The following is a 21,506-nucleotide window of genomic DNA, read 5'->3' on the forward strand; positions in this document are numbered from 1 at the left end:
CGGTTATCCGCCCTGCCGACGAAAAGCGCCCACGGGCGCTTTTTTTCATTCTCCAGGTCGCATTCGGTGAAACCATTCATCCGTTGCGCTAAAGCTTCCGGACTTGCCGCCGACAGACACGGCAAGCCTTGCAGTTGCGATCCAACTGGGGCTGTTCACGACAGCGCGCCCGCGCCTCCCGGATGCAAGAAACCATGATCAAAAGTCTCAAGTTCAGCCACAAGATCCTGCTCGCCGCCGCGCTGGTGGTGATCGCGACCTTCTCCCTGTTCACCCTCTACAACGACTCCCTGCAGCGTGCCTCGATCCGCGAGGACCTGGAGGACTACCTGCACGAAATGGGCGAGATCACCGCCAGCAACGTGCAGAACTGGCTGAGCGGGCGCATCCTGCTGATCGAGAACCTGGCCCAGACCCTGGCCCGCGACCACAGCCCGGAGACCACCCAGGCCCTGCTGGAACAGCCGCTGCTGGGCTCGACCTTCCTCTTCACCTACCTGGGGCAGACCGACGGCACCTACACCGCGCGTCCCACCAGCGACCTGCCGGCCGACTACGACCCGCGCCGCCGCCCCTGGTACAACGCCGCCACCAGCGCCGGCCAGACCACCCTCACCGAACCCTACATGGAGCCGGCCATCCACGAGCTGGTACTGACCATCGCCAGCCCGGCGCGCCAGGGCGGCCAGCCATTCGGCGTGGTCGGCGGCGACCTCAGCCTGCAGACGGTGGTGAAGATCATCAACTCGCTGGACTTCGGCGGCATGGGCTACGCCTTCCTGGTCAGCGGCGACGGCAAGATCCTCGTCCATCCGGACAAGGACCAGGTCATGAAGAGCCTCAGCGACGTCTACCCACGCAACACGCCGAAGATCGGCAGCGGCTTCAGCGAGGCCGAGCTGCACGGCAACACCCGGATCCTCAGTTTCTCTCCGGTCAAGGGCCTGTCCGGCCTGGACTGGTACATCGGCATCTCGGTGGACAAGGACAAGGCCTATGCCATGCTCACCAAGCTGCGTACCTCGGCGATCGTCGCCGCGCTGATCGCGGTGGTCGCCATCGTCCTCCTCCTCGGCATGCTGATCCGCGTACTGATGCAGCCGCTCACCGACATGGGCCGCGCCATGCAGGACATCGCCCAGGGCGAAGGCGACCTGACCAAGCGCCTGAAGGTCACCAGCAACGATGAGTTCGGGGCCCTGGCCATTTCCTTCAACCGCTTCGTCGAGCGTATCCACGAATCGATCCGCGAGGTCGCCGGCACCGCTCGCCAACTGCACGACGTGGCGCAACTGGTGGTGAACGCCTCGAACTCCTCGATGGCCAACTCCGACGAGCAGTCCAACCGCACCAACAGCGTCGCCGCGGCGATCAACGAACTCGGCGCCGCCGCCCAGGAAATCGCCCGCAACGCCGCCGATGCCTCGCACCATGCGTCCGACGCCAACCACCAGGCCGAGGACGGCAAACAGGTGGTCGAGCAGACCATCCGCGCGATGAACGAGCTTTCCGAGAAGATCAGCGCCTCCTGCGCCAACATCGAGGCCCTCAACAGCCGCACGGTGAACATCGGCCAGATCCTCGAAGTGATCAAGGGCATCTCCGAGCAGACCAACCTGCTCGCCCTCAACGCCGCCATCGAAGCCGCGCGCGCCGGCGAAGCCGGACGCGGCTTCGCAGTGGTCGCCGACGAGGTGCGCAACCTGGCCCACCGCGCCCAGGAGTCTGCCCAGCAGATCCAGAAGATGATCGAGGAACTGCAGATCGGCGCCCAGGAAGCGGTCAGTACCATGACCGAGAGTCAGCGCTACAGCCTTGAAAGCGTGGAGATCGCCAACCGTGCCGGCGAACGCCTGAGCAGCGTCACCGGACGGATCGCCGAGATCGACGGGATGAACCAGTCGGTGGCCACCGCCACCGAGGAGCAGACCGCGGTGGTCGATTCGCTGAACATGGACATCACCGAGATCAACACCCTCAACCAGGAAGGCGTGGAGAACCTCCAGGCCACCCTGCGCGCCTGCGGCGAGCTGGAAACCCAGGCCGGGCGCCTGCGCCAGCTGGTGGACAGCTTCAAGATCTGAGCACTGCCCGAGCCGTAGCCGAACCGGCGGATAATCGCGCCGCGGCTATCCGCCCTGCCCCCGGCCATTCGTAGGGTGAACAACGCCAACGGCGTTGTTCACCCTTATCCTGCCAGGATGCCTCCCGAGGCATGCCTTCCTCTCCGCCCGCTCCCTCTGCGACCTATTCCCGCGCTGGCTGCCCCGAACGCGCCGGCTCGCGCTTTCTTTCCTAGACTTGAAGCTACCCATGGCTCCCGCACACCGTTCGAACGACTGCCGGCGCCGGTGGTCCACTGAGTGGCAGAAGGAACAAGCTCAACGGAGGAAGGCCCATCGTGCACATCGCCGATATGACCATGTTCTACGCGCCTGCCAGCGGGGGGGTACGCACCTATCTCGAAGCCAAGCATCGCCATCTCTGGCACTATCCCGGCATTCGCCACAGCGTGCTGGTTCCCGGCGCCGGCTATCGCCAGGCGAACGGCATCCACGAGGTGCCGGCGCCGCCGCTGCCATTCGGCAATGGCTACCGCTTCCCTCTCCGTCGCGGCCCCTGGCGCAAGGTGCTGCGCAATCTGCAACCGGACCTGATCGAGGTCGGCGACCCCTACCTCACCGCCTGGGCGGCGCTCGACGCACGGCGTCGGCTGGACGTGCCGGTGATCGGTTTCTACCACTCCGACCTGCCGCTGCTGGTGAGCAATCGCATGGGCGCCTGGCTCGGCACCAACGCGGACAACTACGTCAGCAAGCTGTACGGCCACTTCGACCGGGTCCTGGCCCCCAGCCGGGTGATGGCGGAAAAGCTGATGCGCCTGGGCGTCGCCGACGTGCATGTACAACCGCTGGGCGTCGACCTGGTCACCTTCCATCCGAGCAACCGCGATCCGGGGCTGCGCCAGGAACTCGGCCTGGACGAGGAAACCCGCCTGCTGGTGTTCGCAGGGCGCGGTTCGCGGGAAAAGAACCTGCCGGTACTGCTCGACGCCATCCAGCGCCTCGGCGACGGCTATCACCTGTTGCTGGTGGGTTCCAACATGCCGACCCGGGTTCCGCGCAACACCAGCGTGGTCGACCATTTCTGCGACAGCCGCGAAGTCGCCCGCCTGCTGGCGAGCAGCGACGCGCTGCTGCACGCCGGTGACCAGGAGACCTTCGGCCTGGTCGCACTCGAAGCGATGGCCAGCGGCATTCCGGTGGTGGCGGTGCGCGCCGGGGCACTGGCGGAAATAGTCCCGGAGCGTTGCGGCGTGCTCTGCGCACCGAACAACGGCGACGCCATGGCCTGCGCGGTGCGCGAACTGTTCAGCCACGACGTCGAGCTTCGTGGCCAGCGCGCCCGCCGTCACGTCGAGCGCCAGCATGCCTGGGACGCGGTGGTCGCCGGTCTGCTCCTGCACTACCACGCGGTACTCGGCGACAGCGAGGCGAGGTTCCCGCGCTATGGCTGAACGCAGCCTGCTGCTGGTGTTGCACGACGTGGCCCCGGAAACCTGGCCGGACTACCGGCCCTTCGTCGAGGCCGTGGACGCGCTCGGTGAGGTCCCCATGACCTGGCTGGTAGTGCCCGACTTCCACCATCGCAACCCGCTGGAAGCCGACGAAAAGTTCTGCAAACTGCTCTCGCGGCGGGTAACCCGGGGTGACGAACTGGCTCTCCACGGCTTCTATCACTACGATGACGCCCCACCACCGCGTACTCCAGGGCAATACTTCATGCGTCGCATCTACACCTGGGAGGGAGAGTTCTATGCCCTCGACCACGCCGAGGCCAAGGCCCGCCTGGCCGCCGGCATCGAGCTGTTCCGCCGCCGCGGATGGCCGCTGCACGGTTTCGTCGCGCCGGCCTGGCTGATGAGCGCCGGCACCCGCCAGGCGCTCGGCGAGAGCGGGCTGCGCTACACCAGCGACCCGTCCAACCTGTATCTGCTTCCCCACCTGCAACCGATCGAGGCCCCCGGCCTGGTCTGGAGCGCGCGCAGTGCCTGGCGTCGCGGCCTCTCCTGGGCGCTCAGCGAGCAGCGCCGCCGGGCCTGGCGCGCAGCGCCGGTGATCCGTCTCGGACTCCATCCGGTCGACATGCGCCATCGCTTTTCCCGCGAATACTGGCTGCGTACCCTGCGCATCCTGCTGTCCGAGGGGCGCCAGCCGTTGACCAAGATCGACTGGCTGGAGCGCCACCTCGCCCTGGACCGCGCGGCATGAGTCGAGGCTGGTTACTGCTGTTCGGTTTGATCGGTGCCTCGCTGATTCCGCTGGTGCTCGGCGGCAGCGACATGTTCCCGCGCTTGCGCGCCTTCCCGCTGGACAGTCTGCTGCTGATGTTCGGCATGATCGTGGTCTGCTGGTTCATCAACGGCCTGCGCCTGCGCCTGCTGCTCGCCGGGCGCGCCGGCAAGCTCGGGCAATTGCAGAGCGTCGGCATCATCATGGCCAGCGAATTCGCTTTCTGCGCCACTCCGGGCGGCAGCGGCGGGCCGTTGACCCTGATGGCGCTGCTGGCCCGGCGCGGCCTGCGCCCGGCACAGACCAGCGCGGTGTTCGCGGTCGACCAGTTGGCCGACCTGACGTTCTTCCTCTGCGCCCTCGGCGCGATCCTGATCTATGCCCTCAGCCATTCGCTGAGCCCGAACATGGAATCGAGCCTGATCTTCAGCGCGGTATTCCTGGTCGGCCTGTTCGTCGGCGCGGTAATGCTGATCCGCTACCTGCACCAGGTGATCCGCTTCAACGGGCGGGTTCTGGCGCGGCTCGGCGTGTCATCGCGCAAGCGCCTGCACTGGGGCCGCAAGATCCTGCATTTCCGCATTGCCCTGCACGACAGCCTGCGCCTGCCGAAACGACGCCTGCTGGCGGTCTTCCTTCTCAGCAGTACGCACTGGCTACTGCGCTTCAGCGTGCTCGATCTGACCCTGCGCGGCCTGGGAGTGGATATCCAGTGGGCCTGGACCTTCCTGATCCAGATGGTCTCGCTCAGCGCCGGACAGCTCTCGCTGATCCCCGGCGGCGCCGGCGGCACCGAGCTGACCTCGGCGGCCCTGCTGGCCCCCATGATCGGCAAGTCGACGGCGGCGGCGGCCATCGTCATCTGGCGAGCGGTGACCTTCTATTTCTACCTCGTCGCCGGCGGCCCGGTGTTCGCAGTGCTCGCCGGACGCCCGCTGCTGAAGAAGCTGATCAGCAGTCGCGAGGCTTCTTCCTGAGCGTATCCTCGGCGTCAGCCTCGCCCGTCTCGCTGGCGCTCTCCTGGATACGCCGCCAGAGTTCGGCCGCGCCGGGAAACTCGGTTCCGTCCTCGTCGCCGAGGGCGTCGATGTCGTAACGGCTTGTGCAACCCTCGCCGAGGGTCGGTGGCGGGCTGGCGGTGCCCGCCGACCTGGGATCGCTCATGTTCGTTCCTCCGGGTGCCGGCCCTGGCCGGCATTCCAGGGAAGCCGACTCAGTCGAACACCACCGTCTTGTTGCCGTGTACCAGTACGCGGTCTTCCAGGTGATAGCGCAGTCCGCGCGCGAGCACCAGTTTTTCCACATCCTTGCCCAGCCGCACCATGTCTTCGACGTTGTCGCGGTGAGTGACCCGCACCACGTCCTGCTCGATGATCGGACCGGCATCCAGTTCTTCGGTCACGTAATGGCTGGTCGCGCCGATCAGCTTGACCCCGCGCTTCGACGCCTGGTGATACGGCTTGGCGCCGATGAAGGACGGCAGGAAGCTGTGGTGGATGTTGATCACCTGGTGGGCGTACTTGCGGCACAGGTCCGGCGGCAGGATCTGCATGTAGCGAGCCAGGACGATGCAGTCGGCGCCATGTTCGTCGATCAGCCGGGAAACTTCATCGAAGGCCGGCTGCTTGTCCTGCGGATCGACGGGAACGTGGAAATACGGGATGCCGTGCCACTCGACCATGCTGCGCAGGTCGTCGTGGTTGGCGATCACGCAGGGAATCTCGCAGTCCAGTTCGCCGCTGTGCCAGCGGTGCAGCAGATCGGCCAGGCAATGGGACTCCTTGCTGGCCATCAGCACCACGCGCTTCTTCACCTCGGAATCGGTGATCCGCCATTCCATGGAGAATTCGCGGGCGATCGGGGCGAAAGCCTGGCGGAAGCCATCCAGGTCGAACGGCAGAGAGTCGGCACGGATCTCGTGGCGCATGAAGAACCAGCCGTTATCGTTGTCGGAATGATGGCTGGCTTCGGTGATCCAGCCATTGTAGGTGGCCAGGAAGTTACTCACCTTGGCAACGATCCCGACCCCGTCGGGACAGGCGATCACCAGCCGAAAAGTGCGCATGGGTATACTCCAGAAACATCGCGAAAGGCCGCCATTCTAGCGGCATGGCGGGAAAAGTTCAGCCTCGGCGAAGGTCTTTCGACAGGCTGTTGCGCGAGAGAATAAACCCGCACAACAGGGCAATCCCGATGCGGAATTAATTACTTTGAATTTCATCGAGAAAAGTTTTCATCGCGGTTTACTTACAGTTTCGCCCTGACTATTATTGAATCTACTTACATGCCCGCCACCGCCACTCAGCACAGACAAGGTACCTGACATGTCCCTGATCAACGAATATCGCGCCACGGAAGAAGCCATCAAGGAACTTCAGGAGCGCCTGAAGTCCCTGGAACAAGACGACAAACTGAAAAAAGAACTGGAATTCGAAGAGAAGCTGCGCACGCTGATGGGCACTTACCAGAAGTCCCTGCGTGACGTGATTTCCCTGCTCGATCCGGACGCCAAGATCGGCAAGAGCACCCGCACCGCCAAGGCGCCTGCCGGCAAGCGCGCGCGCAAGGTCAAGCAGTACAAGAACCCGCACACCGGCGAAGTCATCGAGACCAAGGGCGGCAACCACAAGACTTTGAAAGAGTGGAAAGCCAAGTGGGGCCCCGAGGCCGTCGAGAGCTGGGCCACCCTGCTCGGCTAAACCAGTCAGTTCCACGAAGAACGCCAGCCCAGTGCTGGCGTTTTTCATTTCCGCCGGATTGTATCGGCTCCTCTGCCTGCGCCCTCAAGTCTCCAGCGAATAGCGTTGACGCAGTTCCGCGGCGTAATCGCGCCAGGCCGCAAGTACCGCCGGCAATGTGCCGCCCTGCTCTTGCCGACAAGCCTCCAGCGCCGCCTCGAAGGCCGGCAAAGTATTCGGTGCGCCGTATTCTTCATGGGACAAACGATTGCGGCAGAAGCTTTCCCATTGTTGGCGCTCGGCCACATTTAAAGTTTCCGGGAAATTTCGCGCACGATAGCGGAAGAACAACTCCTGCAAACGGGCATCGTCGAAGGGCCATTGTTCTTTGGCCAATTGCTCCGGTTCGGCAAGGCGCAGCTGTTCACAAAGGCGTCGATCCCGATCGCCAATAAATCCGTCATACAACTGTTGCTCGGGGTCGTCGCTGGCGGAGAAACTTTCTTCGCCATATAGCGCTGTCAGTTTGTCCGCCCAGACGGTTTGATGCTGGCGCAACAGCTCGGCTTTTTGCTGGCACTCATCGAGTTCGATGCCGGTTCGCTGGCGATCCTCGGCGCGCAATACCGACAGCGGCGCCACCACCGGGCAACGGTTGACCTGGATCTGCTTCAGCGGCACCGGCAACTCGCCCTCGGCCAGTTCGTCGCGACGGGTATACAGGCGCCTGCGCAAGTCCTCGGCCGACAACTCCAGCAGCGGCGCGGGATCGGCGCAGAGGTCGCAGACGATCAGAGCATTGCGGTTGCGCGGGTGCCAGGCCAGCGGCAGGGCCACCGAGAGGAAATGGCGCTCCGCGGAAAAGCGTCCGGAGACATGCACCAGCGGCTGCAGCAGGCGTACCTGGTCGAGCACCTTGTGCTTGCTGCGCAACTGGTAGAGGTAATCGTACAGGCGCGGCTGGCGCTGACGGATCAGGCGGGCCAGGGCAATGGTGGCGCGGACATCGGAAAGCGCGTCGTGGGCCTGCCCATGCTCCAGGCCGTTCGCCGCGGTGAGCATTTCCAGCTTCAGCGACAGCCGGCCGTCCAGCTGCGGCCACTGGATGCCCTCCGGGCGCAGGGCATAGGCGGTACGGACCATGTCGATCAGGTCCCAGCGGCTATTGCCGCCTTGCCACTCGCGGGCGTAGGGATCGAAGAAGTTGCGGTACAGGCTGTAGCGCGTCACTTCGTCGTCGAAGCGCAGGGAGTTGTAGCCGGCCACGCAGGTCGCCGGCTGCGCCAGCTGGCCGTGTACCCGGGTCATGAAGTCGGCCTCGGACAGCCCCCGCTCGGCCAGCCGCTGGGGAGTGATGCCGGTGATCAGGCAAGCCATAGGGTGGGGCAGGATATCGTCGCTGGGACGGCAATACAGGTTCATCGGCTCGCCGATCTCGTTCAGCGCCTCGTCCGTGCGGATCCCGGCGATCTGCAACGGCCGGTCGCGGCGAGGGTCGATGCCGGTGGTTTCGTAGTCGTACCAAAAAATACTCGCGTTCACGGTCATTCCCTTTCTGGCGGCACCGGGCAGTCTACCAGTGACTGCCGCGAAGCTCGCGACCCACTTCGGGGATTTCCAGGTTTTCCAACGAACTCACGGAAAGCGCCGTAGGCACGGCCCGCCAGGGCGCGTCAGTGCGCATATCTGCCATCCGAACCTTGCGTTGTCCCCTCCGCCCTCGCTAGCATTCCGCTCGCACGGATGCCCGTTTCACTGACAAGGACAGCACCATGAACGACACCAGCAATCCCTACGCCACCCCCGCCAGCGCCCTGCAACCGACCCAGGCGGTGCCGCCGGTCATCGGCGACTACGACTTCCGCATCGGCGACGTGATCAGCGAAGCCTGGGCCAAGATCAAGGGCGTCAAAGGCATCCTGATCGGCGCCTTCGTGGTCTACAGCGTGGTGATCCAGACCATCACCTTCATCCTCACCCTGCTCTTCGGCGGTATCGGCCTGATGAGCGAGGCCGATCCCATCGCCTTCGCGGTCGGCCAGATGATCGCCAGCCTGGTCGCCACGGCGGTGGGCTACCCGTTCTTCACCGGCCTGACCATGATCGGCATCCGCCGCGCCGCCGACCAGCCGGCGACCTTCAACGAAATGTTCAACTACTTCGGCATGCTGGTGCCGCTGCTGCTCACCGGCCTGCTGATGATGCTGATGGTCTACGTCGGCTTCTTCCTGCTGATCATCCCCGGTCTCTACCTGAGCGTCGCCTACATGCTCGCCCTGCCGCTGGTGGCCGAGCGCGGCCTGACGCCCTGGCAGGCCCTGGAAACCTCGCGCAAGGCCATCAGCCGCCACTGGTTCAAGGTGTTCGGCCTGCTGCTGGTGCTGAGCCTGCTGATGCTGGTGAGCATGATCCCGCTGTTCATCGGCCTGATCTGGACCGGCCCGCTGTTCGTCGTCTCCATGGGTATTCTCTACCGCACCATCTTCGGCGTTCGCCCACTGGGCAACTGAGGTGCAGACCGGGCCGTCGCGGCGGCCCGGTTGCCTGATGACGCCACGCTGGCTAGCATCTGACTTTCCCCGACACGGCCCCCCGATGCCACCGAACGCAGCCGCTCGCCTCGTCGCGCCCGCCTCCCGGCCAGGCGCCGAGGTCCTCGACACCCACTACCACGTGGAAACGCCGGAAGGCATCGACCTGCTCCTGCGTCCCGCCGGCGTCGTCCCCCGGGCCCTGGCCTATACCATCGACCTCTGCATCCGCGGCCTGATCATGCTGGTGCTGATGCTCGGCCTGGCGTTCCTCGGCAAGCTCGGCGCCGGCCTCGGCCTGCTGCTGACCTTCATCATGACCTGGTGGTACATGGTCCTCTTCGAGGTGCTCAACCAGGGCCGCTCGCCCGGCAAGCAGATGATGGGACTGCGCGTCGTCCACGACGACGGCACTCCGGTGGGCTGGGCCGCGTCGCTGCTGCGCAACCTGCTGCGCTTCGCCGACATCCTGCCCTTCGGCTACGCCCTCGGTCTGCTCTGTTGCCTGAACCATCCGGCCTTCAAGCGCCTGGGCGACATCGCCGCCGGCACCCTGGTGGTCTACCGCGAACCCGAACTGAGCCGGCCCAGCCTGCCTGACGTCGAGCCGCAACTGCCGCCCTTCCCCATGAGCCTGGAAGAACAGCGCGCCTTCCTCGGTTTCGCCGAACGCGGCGCGGCGCTTTCCTCGGCACGCCGCGAGGAACTGGCGGGCATTCTCGCCGAACCGCTGGGCGTCGAGCCGGTACGCGCCCAGGCCGAGATCAACGGCATCGCCCGCGGCTTTCTCGGCCTGCGTCAGGAGAGCGCATGAAACAGAGCCTCTTCGAACAGCGCCACCAGGCCGCCTGGCAACGCTTCGACAAACGCCTCGCCTTCCTCGAGAAAGGCAAGAAGCTGGAAGGCTCCAGCGACGACTTCGCCGCCGATTACCGGCGCCTCTGCCAGCAACTGGCGCTGGCCCAGGAGCGCGGCTACAGCAGTCACCTGATCGACCAGTTGCAGCAACTGGCGATGCGCGGCCACCAGCAGTTCTACCGGCACCGCAGCCACCTCGGCAGCCGCATCCTCGGCTTCCTGCTCGCCGGCCTGCCGCGCCTGGTCCGCGAGGAATGGCGCAGCATCGCCGTGGCCAGCCTGCTGTTCTACGGCAGCGCCCTGCTCATGGGGCTGCTGGTCTATCACTTTCCCGACCTGATCTACAGCGTGGTCAGCCCGGACAAGGTCAGCGAGATGGAGTCTATGTACGCCCCGGAAACCACCCGCCTGGGTCCGTTGGGGGCACGCGACACCAGCGACGACTGGGAAATGTTCGGCTTCTACATCATGAACAACATCGGCATCGCCTTTCAGACCTTCGCCAGCGGCGTGCTGCTGGGACTCGGCAGCCTGTTCTTCCTGCTGTTCAATGGCCTGATGATCGGTTCGGTGGCCGGCCACCTGACGCAGATCGGCTACGTGCAGACCTTCTGGCCGTTCGTCATCGGCCACGGCGCGTTCGAACTGACCGCCATCACCTTCGCCGGCGCCGCCGGCCTCAAGCTCGGCTGGGCGCTGCTCGCGCCAGGTCGCCTGACCCGCGGCGAAGCCCTGCGGCTGGCCGCCCGGCGCAGCGTGCAACTGATCGCCGGGGTGATCGTGCTGTTGCTGCTGGCGGCCTTCACCGAGGCCTATTGGTCTTCCATCAGTCATTTCGAGCCGCGGGTGAAGTACGCGGTCGGCGCGGTCCTCTGGCTGCTGGTCGGCAGCTACTTCCTGTTCGCCGGACGGAGCCGCCATGCGCCTGACTGACGCCAGCGTGGCGATCCGCCCGCGCAGCGCCTGGGAAGCGCTCGACCTCGGCATCCTCCTGGCGCATCGCCATGCGCGCCTGCTGATGGGCAGCTGGGCGTTGCTGACCCTGCCGCTGTTCGCCGTGCTCAGCCTCCTGCTGTGGCAGCATCCGACCCTGGCGATCCTGATCTTCTGGTGGCTCAAGCCGGCCTTCGAACGGCTGCCGCTGTACATTCTCTCGTACGCCCTGTTCGGCGATACGCCAACCCTGAGGCAGGCCCTGCGCGCCTATCCCGCCCTGCTGAGGAAGCAGTTGCCGGCCAGCCTGCTGTGGCGCCGCTTCAGTCCGACGCGCAGCTTCGACCTGCCGGTCCTGCAACTGGAAGGGCTCGCCGGGGAGCCCCGCAGCCAGCGCCTGATCGTATTGTCCCAGCGCAACGCCGGCGGCGCGACCTGGCTGACCGTGGTCGGCGTGCACCTGGAAATGGCGCTCTGGGCCGGCTTCGCCATGCTTCTCTACCTGCTGATCCCGGCGCAGAACGAGATCGACTGGAACTGGCAGAGCCTGCTCGACCCGGAAGCCGGCGAGTGGCTCTGGCTGGAGCACCTGTCGAACCTGCTCTACGTCCTGGTGCTGGTAGTCTGGGAGCCGATCTACGTGGCCTGCGGCTTCACCCTCTACCTGAACCGGCGCACCGAACTGGAGGCCTGGGACATCGAGCTGGTGTTCCGCCGCCTGCGCCAGCGTCTGGTCGGCAGCGCCTATGTCCTGCTGCTCGGCCTGGCCGCTTCGCTGGCCTGGCTGCCCGCCCCTTCCGCCTACGCCGAGCCGGCGGCCGCCACCAGCGCCGGCGAAGCCGAGCGGCCGCCCGAGCAGGCCCGCCTGCTGCGGCAGAAACTCAACAGCGAACAGGCCGGCAAGCAGATCCGGGCGATCGTCGACGGCGCGCCGTTCAAGAACAGCGAGACCGTTACGGGCTGGCGCTTCGGCGACAAGACCGAGAAAAAGGACAGCCGCAAGGAGGACGAAGAGCGGCTCAAGGCATTCTTCGAGGCCCTGGCCAACTGGGTGCCGTTCCGTCACGCGGCGCAGGTCATCGAAGTGCTGCTCTGGGCGCTGCTGTTCAGCGCGGTGTTCCTGCTGGTCTGGCGCTACCGTGAATGGCTGCGCCTGTTCGTCGGCAACCTGGGCTTGCCGCAACGGGCCCGCCGCGAAGCGCCGACGGTGATGTTCGGCCTCGATCTCAGTCCGGAAAGCCTGCCCGACGACATCGCCGGCAACGCCGAACGGCTCTGGAACGAGAAACCACGGGAAGCCCTCGGCCTGCTCTACCGCGGGCTGCTCAGCCGACTGCTGCATGACTACCGCCTGCCGTTGAAGGGCTCCCATACCGAGGGCGAGGTCCTGCGCCTGGTCGAAGGACTGGAGCAACAACGGCCGCTGCTGCACTACAGCCAACTGCTGACCGCCCAATGGCAGGCGCTCGCCTACGGCCACCGGCTGCCGGCCGACGACGCTCGCCAGCGCCTCTGCGACGGCTGGCGCAGCCTTTTCGCCGCGGGAGCCAAGCCATGATGAGCCGGCGCGCGCGCTTCCTGCTGCTGGCCGTGCTCCTGCTGCTGGCCGGGCTGCTGGCGATCTTCCTGGCCAGCCGCCTGCAACCCTATACGGAGACGATCGACCTCGGCCCATCGCCGGAGGCCCGGCGCAATCCCTACCTGGCCGCCGAACTGTTCCTGCGCAAGCAGGGGGTCACGGTGAGCCGCGCCGACGGCCTTGAGGTCCTCAAGGAGCTGCCGCCCTCCGGGCATACCCTGCTCCTGCTCGGCAGCCGCTCCGGCATGACTCCCGGCCAGGCTCGCCGCCTGCTGCAATGGAGCGAGCAGGGCGGGCACCTGGTGCTGATCGCCGAACGCCTGTGGGACGAGGACGAGAAGAAGAGCGGCGACCTGCTGCTCGACAGCCTGGATATCCGCCAGTACCTGACCGAGGACTTCGACGACAGCCAGGACCGGGCCAGCGAGGAAACCGCCGACGCCGACGAAGGTAGCGTCGACGACCACGCGACCGAAGCGCCGCCGGAGGACACCGCCGGCGAGGAAGAAGAGCCCGCCGACAGCGTGCCGGACTATTCCGCACTGACCCGCCTGTACCTGGAAAACGAGCGCTCGCCGGCCTACATCGGCTTCGATCCCGACTACCACCTCTACGATCCGCAGAACCACGCCTACGCCTGGGCCAACAGCGGCGACGCCACCCACCTGTTGCAGATGCAGCACGGCAAGGGCCTGGTCACGGTGCTCACCGACGCCTGGATCTGGCAGAACCGCAACATCGAGCAGTACGACAACGCCTGGCTGCTCTGGTACCTGACCCAGGACAACCAGGTGACCCTGCTCTACCGCGCCGAACGCGACAGCCTCGCCACCCTGCTCGCCCGCCACTTCCCCGAGGCCCTGGCGGCAGCGCTGCTGCTGTTGCTCGCCGGCCTGTGGCGCGCAGGGCTGCGCCAGGGTCCCTTGCAGCCGGTGGCCAGCCGTTCGCGCCGGCAACTGGAGGAACACCTGCGCGCCGGCGCCGACTTCCTCCTCCGCCAGCGCGGCCACGTCGCCTTGCTGCACGGTCTGCAACGCGACATCCTGCGCAGGGCGCGGCGTCGCCACCCCGGTTTCGAACAGCTCGGCGTCGCCGAGCAATGGCAGATCCTCGGGCGCATGACCCGCCTGCCACCCAGCGCCATCAGCCAGGCCATGCGCCCATATCCGGCGCAGCGCCTTTCCGCTGCCGACTTCACCCGCCAGGTCGCCCACCTGCAAAGCCTCAGGAATGCCCTATGAGCGAACAGACGCCCGAACAACCGAGCACCGCGCCCAACCCGGCGCTCCAGCGCCAGCGCGCCAGCCAGCTGGCCCAGGCCCTGCGCACCGAACTGCAGAAAGCCCTGATCGGCCAGGGCGCAGTGATCGACGACGTGCTCACCGCGTTGCTCGCCGGCGGTCACGTGCTGGTGGAAGGCGTGCCGGGGCTCGGCAAGACCCTGCTGGTACGCGCCCTGGCGCGCTGCTTCGACGGCGGCTTCGCGCGCATCCAGTTCACCCCCGACCTGATGCCCAGCGACGTCACCGGCCACGCCGTATACGACCTCGCCAGCGAGCAGTTCAAGCTGCGCAAGGGGCCGGTGTTCACCCACCTGCTGCTGGCGGACGAGATCAACCGCGCGCCGGCCAAGACCCAGGCCGCCCTGCTGGAAGTGATGCAGGAGCGCCAGGTCACCCTGGAAGGACGCGCCCTGCCGGTGCCGCAGCCGTTCATGGTGCTGGCGACGCAGAACCCGATCGAGCAGGAAGGCACCTATCCGCTGCCGGAAGCCGAACTCGACCGCTTCATGCTCAAGCTGCGCATCGATTACCCGGCCGAAGCCGAGGAACAGACCCTGGTGCGCCAGGTGACCCGCTCCGCGCGCAGCGACATGCTCGACGTAGCCAACCTGCGGCCGCTGCTGAAGGACAAGGACGTTCTCGCCCTGCAGCGGATCGCCAGCGACCTGCCGATCGACGACCAGGTCCTCGACTATGCCGTGCGCCTGGCCCGCACCACCCGCAACTGGCCGGGCCTGGCCCTCGGCGCCGGACCTCGCGCGTCGATCGCCCTGGTCCGTTGCGGCCGGGCGCGGGCGCTGCTGCGCGGCGGCGAGTTCGTGGTGCCGGACGACATCAAGGGCTGTGCCCTGGCGGTCCTGCGCCATCGGGTCCGGCTGTCTCCGGAGCTGGACATCGAGGGGCTGTCGGTGGACCAGGTCCTGCAACAGTTGCTCGACCAGGTACCGGCCCCCCGCGTATGAAGCCATCGCGCGCCCTGCTGGCGCTGTTCGCCGCGCTCCTGCTGCTGGCCATCGGCCTGGGCAGCCTGTCGGCGCTCGGCCAGCGGTTGCCTGCGCAACTGCATACATTCTGGTGGGCGGCGCTCGCCGCGCTGCTCCTGCTCGGCCTGCTGGACGCCCTGTGGGCGCGCCGCCAGGCGGTGCCGAAGCTGAGCCGCCAGCTCAGCGGCAACCTGCCGCTGGGGCGCTGGAGCGAAGTGCGCCTGCATCTGCAGCACACCTATCGGCGTCCGGTTCGCCTGACCCTGTTCGATCACCTGCCGGCCGGCATGGATTTCGAGTACCTGCCGCAGGAGGTCGAACTGCGCCCGGGCGAAAGCACCGAGGTCGGCTACCGGGTGCGGCCGCTCAACCGCGGTCACTTCGTGTTTCCCCGCTGCGAGCTGGAACTGCCCAGCCCGCTGCGCCTGTGGCGGCAGCGCCGCTACCTGGAAGCACGCGGCGAGACCCGCGTCTACCCGGACTTCGCCCGCCTCTACGGCGCCGAACTGATGGCGGTCGACCACTGGCTCAACCAGATCGGCGTACGCGGCGGCCAGCGCCGCGGCCTCGGCCTGGAGTTCCACCAGTTGCGCGAATTCCGCGACGGCGACACCCTGCGCCAGATCGACTGGAAGGCCACCGCTCGCAAACGCACGCCGATCGCCCGCGAATACCAGGACGAACGCGACCAGCAGATCCTCTTCCTGCTCGACTGCGGCCGCCGCATGCGCAGCCAGGACGGCGACCTGTCGCACTTCGACCATGCCCTCAACGCCAGCCTGCTGCTGGCCTACGTGGCCCTGCGCCAGGGCGACGCGGTGGGCGCCATGACCTTCGCCGGCGACGACCGCCGGCATCTCCCGCCGGGCAAGGGCAGCGCCCAGCTCGGCGCGCTGCTCAACACCGTCTACGACCTGCAGACCAGCCAGCGTCCCGCCGATTTCCCGGAAGCCGTGCAGGCGGTGCTGTCCCGCCAGCGGCGGCGGGCCCTGGTGATTCTGGTAACCAACCTGCGCGACGAGGACGACGAAGAACTGCTCGGCGCGGTGAAACGCCTGGGCCGCCAGCACCGGGTGCTGGTCGCCAGCCTGCGCGAGGAAGTGCTCGACACCCTGCGCCACGAGCCGGTCGCCCGCTACGAGCAGGCGCTCGCCTACACCGGCACCATCGACTACCTGAATGCGCGCAACGGCCTCCACGAGAAGCTCGCGGCCCACGGCGTGCCAGTGCTCGATGCGCGTCCCAGCGAACTCGGGCCGGAGCTGATCAGCCGCTACCTGGGCTGGAAGCGCGCCGGCGTGCTTTGACGGATCAGACCGACTGCGGCTGGCGGGGGAAGCTGAAGTAGCGGCGCAGCGCCTCCACCAGTTCGAGGAATTCGGCGGGCGGCGCCAGCAGATGGAAGCCGGAATCGAAATGACCGGGCGTGACGTCCTCGCAGGTCCACCGGCAGTCGGCGGAAAAATCGATGCATTGCGGGCGACCGCCCAGTCCCGGAACCTTCAGGCGCAGTTCGAAACGCGCGCCGACCAGCATCGGCAATTGGCTGATCAGCAGCAGGCCGTCCTCGGAGACGTTGCCGATGTAGCCCATCGGCTTATCGGTGATGCGATTGAACACCTTCAGGTAGCTGGGCAACTGATGGCGCTGGATATGTCGTTGAAGACCCATAATGGCATTTCGCTATGATTTGCAGTCCAGTATGACGATGCCGGCGCTCGGGGAACAAGCTCAGCGGCAGCGTTCGGACTCCCGCGAGGCCAGTTCGCGACGAATGGCGTCCAGCTCGGCATCGCTCAGATAAACCGGCCCGCCGCCGGCGTCCTGCCGATAGAAGCGGCCGCCGCGTTCGAGCTGGGACAACTGTTGCCGCAAGCGCCCGCATTCCTCGGCCAGCGCAGCCTGGCGCTGGCCGGCACGTTCGGCGGCGGCGGTGCGTTCCTCGCGACGAGCATCGAAATACTCCTGGGTGCGCTGCTCGCGCTGGCGGGTCGCGGCGTCACGTTCCACCACCTGCGGCCTGACTTCGACGCGTTGCGCGCCGGCCGGTGGCGTGGCGGAGAAGTGTACCTTGCCCTGGGCATCGGTCCAGCGATAGATGTCCGCCTGCGCCAGCACGGGCATCAGGGCGACACAGAACCACAGGGCACGCATGCGAACCTCCTCCGTGAAATCCAGGGCGAAGCTTACCGGATAGACCGGTGTCCCATGCGACCGACGGTCAGCCTGAACGCCCGTCCAATCCCTCCCGGCCGCCTACAGGCGGGTCGGCACGGCGCTGGCCGAGGCCGGCGTCTCGCTCAGCCGGCCCAGCTGGCGCAACGTCTCCAGCCGCGCCTTGGCACGGTAGGCATATTCGCTGGTGGGGTAACGGGCGATGATGAAGTGGTAGGTCTGCGCCGCGTCGACGAACAGGCTCTGGCGTTCCAGGCACTGGCCGCGCAGCAGCGAGATTTCCGGCTGCAGGTAGGGCCGCGCGCGAATCCGCCGTTCGGCCCGCGACAGGTCGAGCATCACCTGTGCGCAATCGCCTTTGTCGTAGGCGCGGTAGGCCCCGTTCAGGTCGCTGTTCAGCGACCAGCTGTTACAACCGGTGGCACTCAGCGCCAGGCAGGCAACGATCAAGCTTCGCATAGGCATATCCTCCGTTGGGAACTGTATCGGCGCGTATTGGCGTGACTGAAGGGTCTGACTAGACTGGGATGCCCCTCGCCCTGGCGCCAAGGAGATGCCATGCGCTTCGCCCGCCGTCTCGTCCTGCTCCCGTTGCTGTCGCTGCTGGCCGCCTGCTCGCCGACCACGCCGCTGTTCGTCGCCCAGGTGACCACTGGCGAAGTCGCCGAATACAAGCAGATGAAGAGCAACCGCATGACCGCCGCCATCGAGGAGGAAGGCGACCTGCTGACCTACAGCGCCATGGCGATCCGCGACAACAGGAGCGCCGAGGCGGAAAAGCTCTACCTCACCGGCTACGACAATCGCCGCTACAGCGCCGAGGTGCGCGGTATCTCGCTGTACCAGATCGGCCTGATCTACATGAGCCGCTACAACGACCAGCGCGACGACGCCAAGGCCACCGACTACTTCCAGCGCGTGGTCCGCGAGTTCCCCGGCACCCACGCCGCCGAGCATGCCCAGGCGCGCCTGCTGGCAATGCGCCAGCGGGCCAGGGAGCCGGTGCAGAAGAGCGCTCGCGAATTGCTCGCCACCTGGAAGCCACAGCAGAACCTCGATCTCTACAAGACCAGCCTCGACCCGGACATGACCCTGCTGTCGCGCCGCGCGGTGCTCAAGGATCGGGTCGACGAAGCCGCCGAGCTCTACCTGCTGGCGGTCAACGATCCGGCGATTCCTGCCGGTATAAAGGAAAAAGCCCTCTACCAGCTCGGCCTGATGTACCTGGCGCCGGACAACCCGCACCCGAACCGCGACAAGGCCATCGAATACCTGCGTCGCCAGTTGCTCGACTATCCTGAAGGCGAATTGTCGAACAAGGCCGGCCGGCACCTCGACCAGGCGCTCAACGTGCAACCTCGCTGATCCCCGCCGGACTGACCCAGATCAAGCGCCCGTCGCGGCGCCTGGTCTGCAATGGCATTCCCGCCCAATGCCAGGAGCGTTGCCATGAACCTGCATAACCTGCTGGTGGTCGTCGACCCGAGCAGCGACGAACAGCCGGCCCTTACCCGTGCCCAGTGGATCGCCGAACGCAGCGGTGCCAGCGTCGAGTTGCTGCTGTGCGACTTCAACCCGGCGCTGGACGGCGGGCTGTTCTTCGACAGTCACTCGCTGCAGCGTGCCCGCGACCTTTACCTGGACGAACGGGTCACCTGGCTGGAGCAGCTTTCCATGCCGCTGCAGCAGGCCGGCATCCGCACTCAGGTCGAGGCCCAGTGGGGCAAGCCGCTGGACCGGATGGTCCTGCAACGGGTCGGCGAAACCCGGCCCGACCTGGTCCTCAAGAGCACCCGCAAGCACAACCTGCTGCGCCGCCTGCTACTGGGCAACAGCGACTGGCAATTGATCCGCCACTGCCCGCAGCCGCTCTGGCTGGTCCATCACGACGCCTGGCGCGGCCAGCGCCTGTGCGCGGCGCTCGACCCGCTGCATGCCAGCGACAAGCCGGCCGCCCTCGATCACCGGCTGATCGCCGCCGCCCGCCAGCTCGAAGCCAGCCTGGGGCTGCGCGCCGACTACCTGCATACCCACGCGGCGATGCCGCGCAGCCTGCTGTTCGACGCGGAAATGCTCGCCGGCTACGAGCGTTTCGTGCTGCAACATGAGGAGCGTCACCGCCAGGCCTTCGACGACCTGCTGGCAGCCTACCCGGAGATCGCCGCGGAGCGCCGCCACCTGCTGGCCGGCTATGCCGAGCAGGCGATCCCCGACTTCGTCCGGGCCAACGACATCGACCTGCTGCTGATGGGCGCGGTCGCCCGGGGGCACCTGGACAACGCACTGATCGGGCAGACCGCCGAACGCGTCCTGGAGGAGGTGGAATGCGACCTGCTGGTGCTCAAACCGACAAATGACATCTGATGCAGATAGTATGACTCCGCAGTCGCCGCCGAGCCTCGCCGGTGGTAGCCTGCACGCCAGCGTTATCCAAGGAGTCCTTTGCATGTCCGTTCGCCGCACCAAAATCGTCGCCACCCTCGGCCCAGCCAGCAATTCCCCGGAAGTGCTGGAGCAACTGATCCTGGCCGGGATCGACGTCGCCCGCCTCAACTTCTCCCACGGCACCCCCGATGAACACCGCGCCCGCGCCAGGCTGGTGCGCGAACTGGCGGCCAAGCACGGCCGCTTCGTCGCCCTGCTCGGCGACCTGCAAGGACCGAAGATCCGCATCGCCAAGTTCGCCAACAAGCGCATCGAATTGCAGGTCGGCGACAAGTTCCGCTTCTCCACCAGCCACGCCCGCGACGCCGGTACCCAGGAAGTGGTCGGCATCGACTACCCGGACCTGGTGAAGGACTGCGGGGTCGGCGATGAACTGCTGCTGGACGACGGCCGGGTGGTGATGGTGGTCGAGGAAGTCGCCGCCGACGAACTGCGCTGCCGGGTGCTGATCGGCGGCCCGCTGTCCGACCACAAGGGCATCAACCGCCGCGGCGGCGGTCTCACCGCGCCGGCGCTGACCGACAAGGACAAGGCCGACATCAAGCTGGCCGCGGACATGGACCTGGACTACGTGGCCGTTTCCTTCCCGCGCGACGCCAAGGACATGGAATACGCCCGCCGCCTGCTCACCGAGGCCGGAGGCAAGGCCTGGCTGGTAGCCAAGATCGAGCGCGCCGAGGCGGTCGCCGACGACGACGCACTCGACGGCCTGATTCGTGCCAGCGACGCGGTAATGGTGGCCCGTGGCGACCTCGGCGTGGAAATCGGCGATGCCGAGCTGGTCGGCATCCAGAAGAAGATCATCCTGCACGCCCGCCGCAACAATAAAGTGGTGATCACCGCGACCCAGATGATGGAGTCGATGATCCACAGCCCGATGCCGACCCGCGCGGAAGTCTCCGACGTGGCCAACGCCGTGCTCGACTACACCGACGCGGTGATGCTCTCGGCGGAAAGCGCCGCCGGCGAGTACCCGGTGGAAGCGGTGAAAGCCATGGCCCGCGTCTGCCAGGGCGCCGAGAAGCACCCGACCAGCCAGAAATCCAGCCATCGCCTCGGCCAGACTTTCGACCGCTGCGACGAGAGCATCGCCCTGGCGTCGATGTACACGGCCAACCACTTCCCGGGGATCAAGGCGATCATCTGCCTGACCGAAAGCGGCTTCACCCCGCTGATCATGTCGCGCATCCGCTCGTCGGTACCGATCTACGCCTACTCCCCGCACCGCGAGACTCAGGCTCGCGTGGCGATGTTCCGCGGCGTGGAAACCATCCCCTTCGACCCGGCGGCGCTGCCGGCGGAGAAGGTCAGCCAGGCCGCGGTCGACGAGTTGCTCAAGCGCGGCGTGGTGACCAAGGGCGACTGGGTTATCCTGACCAAGGGCGACAGCTACACCGCCCAGGGCGGCACCAACACCATGAAGGTGCTGCACGTCGGCGACCTGCTGGTATAAGCGCACGTCGCGGCGGATAACGCCCGCGGCGTTATCCGCCCTACGGACCGGCGCTCCGCTAACTCAACGTGGTGTAGGGCGAATAACCGCCACGCGGTTATCCGCCATTTCAGACGCCTCACGGCGAATAACGCCTATGGCGTTATCCGCCCTACGGACCGGAGCCCCGCTGGCCCAACGTGGGGTAGGGCGAATAACCGCTACGCGGTTATCCGCCGTTTCAGCCGCATCGCGGCGAATAACGCCTAGGGCGTTATCCGCCCTACGGACCGGCGCTCCGCTGGCCCAACGTGGTG

21 protein-coding genes are annotated in these 21,506 nt (G+C 66.5%); 15 read left to right on the forward strand and 6 right to left on the reverse strand.

The features are described 5' to 3' along the window. Positions 1-194: 194 nt before the first annotated feature. The 4 genes from pctB (at position 195) to LJF27_RS12785 (ending at position 5,269) form a co-directional block, all read left to right on the forward strand. Positions 195-2,084 (forward strand): methyl-accepting chemotaxis protein PctB, encoded by a 1,890-nt coding sequence (gene pctB / locus LJF27_RS12770; RefSeq protein ID WP_003148126.1) that lies wholly within the window; start codon positions 195-197, stop codon positions 2,082-2,084. Positions 2,085-2,401: 317 nt separating this feature from the next. Continuing rightward, positions 2,402-3,517 carry a glycosyltransferase family 4 protein gene (locus tag LJF27_RS12775; RefSeq protein WP_003110035.1) on the forward strand — a complete coding sequence of 372 codons (1,116 nt, stop codon included), beginning with the start codon at positions 2,402-2,404 and terminating at the stop codon, positions 3,515-3,517. Continuing rightward, positions 3,510-4,271: a DUF2334 domain-containing protein gene (locus LJF27_RS12780; protein WP_023116745.1), complete on the forward strand. Its 762-nt coding sequence runs from the start codon at positions 3,510-3,512 to the stop codon at positions 4,269-4,271. The genes LJF27_RS12775 and LJF27_RS12780 overlap by 8 nt, the downstream gene beginning before the upstream one ends. Then, on the forward strand, positions 4,268-5,269 hold the full coding sequence (locus LJF27_RS12785) for a lysylphosphatidylglycerol synthase transmembrane domain-containing protein (protein ID WP_003120851.1): 1,002 nt from the start codon (positions 4,268-4,270) through the stop codon (positions 5,267-5,269). Before LJF27_RS12780 ends, LJF27_RS12785 begins: the two co-directional genes overlap by 4 nt. On the opposite strand, the gene LJF27_RS12790 is transcribed toward LJF27_RS12785, so the two are convergent. Both LJF27_RS12790 and purU read right to left on the reverse strand, forming a co-directional pair. Further along, positions 5,244-5,456 (reverse strand): hypothetical protein, encoded by a 213-nt coding sequence (locus LJF27_RS12790; RefSeq protein WP_003101176.1) that lies wholly within the window; start codon positions 5,454-5,456, stop codon positions 5,244-5,246. The genes LJF27_RS12785 and LJF27_RS12790 overlap by 26 nt on opposite strands. A gap of 49 nt (positions 5,457-5,505) precedes the next feature. Beyond that, positions 5,506-6,357: a formyltetrahydrofolate deformylase gene (gene purU / locus LJF27_RS12795; protein ID WP_003101174.1), complete on the reverse strand. Its 852-nt coding sequence runs from the start codon at positions 6,355-6,357 to the stop codon at positions 5,506-5,508. A gap of 259 nt (positions 6,358-6,616) precedes the next feature. Between purU and mvaT the strand changes: the two genes are divergently transcribed. Further along, the gene (mvaT, locus tag LJF27_RS12800; protein ID WP_003093888.1) at positions 6,617-6,991 is read left to right on the forward strand and encodes a histone-like nucleoid-structuring protein MvaT; all 375 of its coding nucleotides are present in this window, start codon (positions 6,617-6,619) and stop codon (positions 6,989-6,991) included. A gap of 84 nt (positions 6,992-7,075) precedes the next feature. On the opposite strand, the gene sbcB is transcribed toward mvaT, so the two are convergent. Continuing rightward, positions 7,076-8,518: an exodeoxyribonuclease I gene (sbcB, locus tag LJF27_RS12805; protein WP_023116746.1), complete on the reverse strand. Its 1,443-nt coding sequence runs from the start codon at positions 8,516-8,518 to the stop codon at positions 7,076-7,078. A gap of 224 nt (positions 8,519-8,742) precedes the next feature. Here sbcB and LJF27_RS12810 point away from each other — a divergent pair, with 224 nt between their 5' ends. From LJF27_RS12810 to LJF27_RS12840, 7 genes are read left to right on the forward strand one after another with little or no spacing between them, the layout of a single operon-like run. Beyond that, positions 8,743-9,480: a hypothetical protein gene (locus LJF27_RS12810; protein ID WP_003101171.1), complete on the forward strand. Its 738-nt coding sequence runs from the start codon at positions 8,743-8,745 to the stop codon at positions 9,478-9,480. 37 nt (positions 9,481-9,517) lie between these two features. Then, the gene (locus tag LJF27_RS12815) at positions 9,518-10,315 is read left to right on the forward strand and encodes an RDD family protein (protein ID WP_003123273.1); all 798 of its coding nucleotides are present in this window, start codon (positions 9,518-9,520) and stop codon (positions 10,313-10,315) included. Beyond that, a complete protein-coding gene (locus tag LJF27_RS12820; RefSeq protein ID WP_003093893.1) occupies positions 10,312-11,292 on the forward strand; it encodes a stage II sporulation protein M in 981 nt (326 codons plus the stop codon). Before LJF27_RS12815 ends, LJF27_RS12820 begins: the two co-directional genes overlap by 4 nt. Further along, positions 11,279-12,850 (forward strand): DUF4129 domain-containing protein, encoded by a 1,572-nt coding sequence (locus LJF27_RS12825; protein ID WP_023116747.1) that lies wholly within the window; start codon positions 11,279-11,281, stop codon positions 12,848-12,850. The genes LJF27_RS12820 and LJF27_RS12825 overlap by 14 nt, the downstream gene beginning before the upstream one ends. Next, positions 12,847-14,112, forward strand: coding sequence for a DUF4350 domain-containing protein (locus LJF27_RS12830; protein ID WP_023107780.1), 1,266 nt, complete (start codon positions 12,847-12,849; stop codon positions 14,110-14,112). The genes LJF27_RS12825 and LJF27_RS12830 overlap by 4 nt, the downstream gene beginning before the upstream one ends. Further along, positions 14,109-15,116 (forward strand): AAA family ATPase, encoded by a 1,008-nt coding sequence (locus LJF27_RS12835; protein ID WP_003112780.1) that lies wholly within the window; start codon positions 14,109-14,111, stop codon positions 15,114-15,116. Before LJF27_RS12830 ends, LJF27_RS12835 begins: the two co-directional genes overlap by 4 nt. Next, positions 15,113-16,444, forward strand: a complete 1,332-nt coding sequence (locus LJF27_RS12840; protein WP_003112779.1) for a DUF58 domain-containing protein — start codon at positions 15,113-15,115, stop codon at positions 16,442-16,444. The genes LJF27_RS12835 and LJF27_RS12840 overlap by 4 nt, the downstream gene beginning before the upstream one ends. A 4-nt stretch (positions 16,445-16,448) precedes the next feature. Here the strand turns inward: LJF27_RS12840 and LJF27_RS12845 are convergent, their stop codons facing one another. The 3 genes from LJF27_RS12845 to LJF27_RS12855 all read right to left on the reverse strand — a co-directional run bounded on the left by LJF27_RS12845 (position 16,449) and on the right by LJF27_RS12855 (position 17,777). Then, entirely contained in the window at positions 16,449-16,808 is a 360-nt protein-coding gene (locus LJF27_RS12845) for a PilZ domain-containing protein (RefSeq protein ID WP_003093898.1), read from the reverse strand. Between the two features lie 60 nt (positions 16,809-16,868). Continuing rightward, on the reverse strand, positions 16,869-17,291 hold the full coding sequence (locus LJF27_RS12850; protein ID WP_003093901.1) for a DUF4124 domain-containing protein: 423 nt from the start codon (positions 17,289-17,291) through the stop codon (positions 16,869-16,871). A 102-nt stretch (positions 17,292-17,393) separates the two neighbouring features. Next, positions 17,394-17,777 carry a tetratricopeptide repeat protein gene (locus tag LJF27_RS12855; RefSeq protein WP_003120855.1) on the reverse strand — a complete coding sequence of 128 codons (384 nt, stop codon included), beginning with the start codon at positions 17,775-17,777 and terminating at the stop codon, positions 17,394-17,396. 93 nt (positions 17,778-17,870) lie between these two features. On the opposite strand from LJF27_RS12855, the gene LJF27_RS12860 reads away from it, so the two are divergent. From LJF27_RS12860 to pyk, 3 genes are all read left to right on the forward strand, one after another. After that, complete coding sequence (locus tag LJF27_RS12860; RefSeq protein WP_003101159.1) at positions 17,871-18,677, forward strand: tetratricopeptide repeat protein; 807 nt, start codon at positions 17,871-17,873, stop codon at positions 18,675-18,677. A gap of 84 nt (positions 18,678-18,761) precedes the next feature. Beyond that, the gene (locus LJF27_RS12865; protein WP_003093926.1) at positions 18,762-19,676 is read left to right on the forward strand and encodes a universal stress protein; all 915 of its coding nucleotides are present in this window, start codon (positions 18,762-18,764) and stop codon (positions 19,674-19,676) included. Between the two features lie 82 nt (positions 19,677-19,758). Continuing rightward, a complete protein-coding gene (gene pyk, locus LJF27_RS12870) occupies positions 19,759-21,210 on the forward strand; it encodes a pyruvate kinase (protein ID WP_003093930.1) in 1,452 nt (483 codons plus the stop codon). Positions 21,211-21,506 lie beyond the last annotated feature (296 nt).

The organism is Pseudomonas sp. 203-8, assembly GCF_020708595.1.
Classification (GTDB): domain Bacteria; phylum Pseudomonadota; class Gammaproteobacteria; order Pseudomonadales; family Pseudomonadaceae; genus Pseudomonas; species Pseudomonas aeruginosa.

What these genes read in the sequence shown, in the direction of transcription:
- sbcB (WP_023116746.1), bottom strand. Translation starts at nt 8,518, where the DNA reads ATGACCGTGAACGCGAGTATTTTTTGGTACGACTACGAAACCACCGGC.
- LJF27_RS12780 (WP_023116745.1), top strand. Translation starts at nt 3,510, where the DNA reads ATGGCTGAACGCAGCCTGCTGCTGGTGTTGCACGACGTGGCCCCGGAA.
- LJF27_RS12830 (WP_023107780.1), top strand. Translation starts at nt 12,847, where the DNA reads ATGATGAGCCGGCGCGCGCGCTTCCTGCTGCTGGCCGTGCTCCTGCTG.
- LJF27_RS12850 (WP_003093901.1), bottom strand. Translation starts at nt 17,291, where the DNA reads ATGCGTGCCCTGTGGTTCTGTGTCGCCCTGATGCCCGTGCTGGCGCAG.
- LJF27_RS12815 (WP_003123273.1), top strand. Translation starts at nt 9,518, where the DNA reads ATGACGCCACGCTGGCTAGCATCTGACTTTCCCCGACACGGCCCCCCG.
- LJF27_RS12855 (WP_003120855.1), bottom strand. Translation starts at nt 17,777, where the DNA reads ATGCCTATGCGAAGCTTGATCGTTGCCTGCCTGGCGCTGAGTGCCACC.
- LJF27_RS12820 (WP_003093893.1), top strand. Translation starts at nt 10,312, where the DNA reads ATGAAACAGAGCCTCTTCGAACAGCGCCACCAGGCCGCCTGGCAACGC.
- LJF27_RS12835 (WP_003112780.1), top strand. Translation starts at nt 14,109, where the DNA reads ATGAGCGAACAGACGCCCGAACAACCGAGCACCGCGCCCAACCCGGCG.
- mvaT (WP_003093888.1), top strand. Translation starts at nt 6,617, where the DNA reads ATGTCCCTGATCAACGAATATCGCGCCACGGAAGAAGCCATCAAGGAA.
- LJF27_RS12840 (WP_003112779.1), top strand. Translation starts at nt 15,113, where the DNA reads ATGAAGCCATCGCGCGCCCTGCTGGCGCTGTTCGCCGCGCTCCTGCTG.
- LJF27_RS12810 (WP_003101171.1), top strand. Translation starts at nt 8,743, where the DNA reads ATGAACGACACCAGCAATCCCTACGCCACCCCCGCCAGCGCCCTGCAA.
- LJF27_RS12845 (WP_003093898.1), bottom strand. Translation starts at nt 16,808, where the DNA reads ATGGGTCTTCAACGACATATCCAGCGCCATCAGTTGCCCAGCTACCTG.
- pyk (WP_003093930.1), top strand. Translation starts at nt 19,759, where the DNA reads ATGTCCGTTCGCCGCACCAAAATCGTCGCCACCCTCGGCCCAGCCAGC.
- LJF27_RS12860 (WP_003101159.1), top strand. Translation starts at nt 17,871, where the DNA reads ATGCGCTTCGCCCGCCGTCTCGTCCTGCTCCCGTTGCTGTCGCTGCTG.
- purU (WP_003101174.1), bottom strand. Translation starts at nt 6,357, where the DNA reads ATGCGCACTTTTCGGCTGGTGATCGCCTGTCCCGACGGGGTCGGGATC.
- LJF27_RS12825 (WP_023116747.1), top strand. Translation starts at nt 11,279, where the DNA reads ATGCGCCTGACTGACGCCAGCGTGGCGATCCGCCCGCGCAGCGCCTGG.
- pctB (WP_003148126.1), top strand. Translation starts at nt 195, where the DNA reads ATGATCAAAAGTCTCAAGTTCAGCCACAAGATCCTGCTCGCCGCCGCG.
- LJF27_RS12785 (WP_003120851.1), top strand. Translation starts at nt 4,268, where the DNA reads ATGAGTCGAGGCTGGTTACTGCTGTTCGGTTTGATCGGTGCCTCGCTG.
- LJF27_RS12865 (WP_003093926.1), top strand. Translation starts at nt 18,762, where the DNA reads ATGAACCTGCATAACCTGCTGGTGGTCGTCGACCCGAGCAGCGACGAA.
- LJF27_RS12790 (WP_003101176.1), bottom strand. Translation starts at nt 5,456, where the DNA reads ATGAGCGATCCCAGGTCGGCGGGCACCGCCAGCCCGCCACCGACCCTC.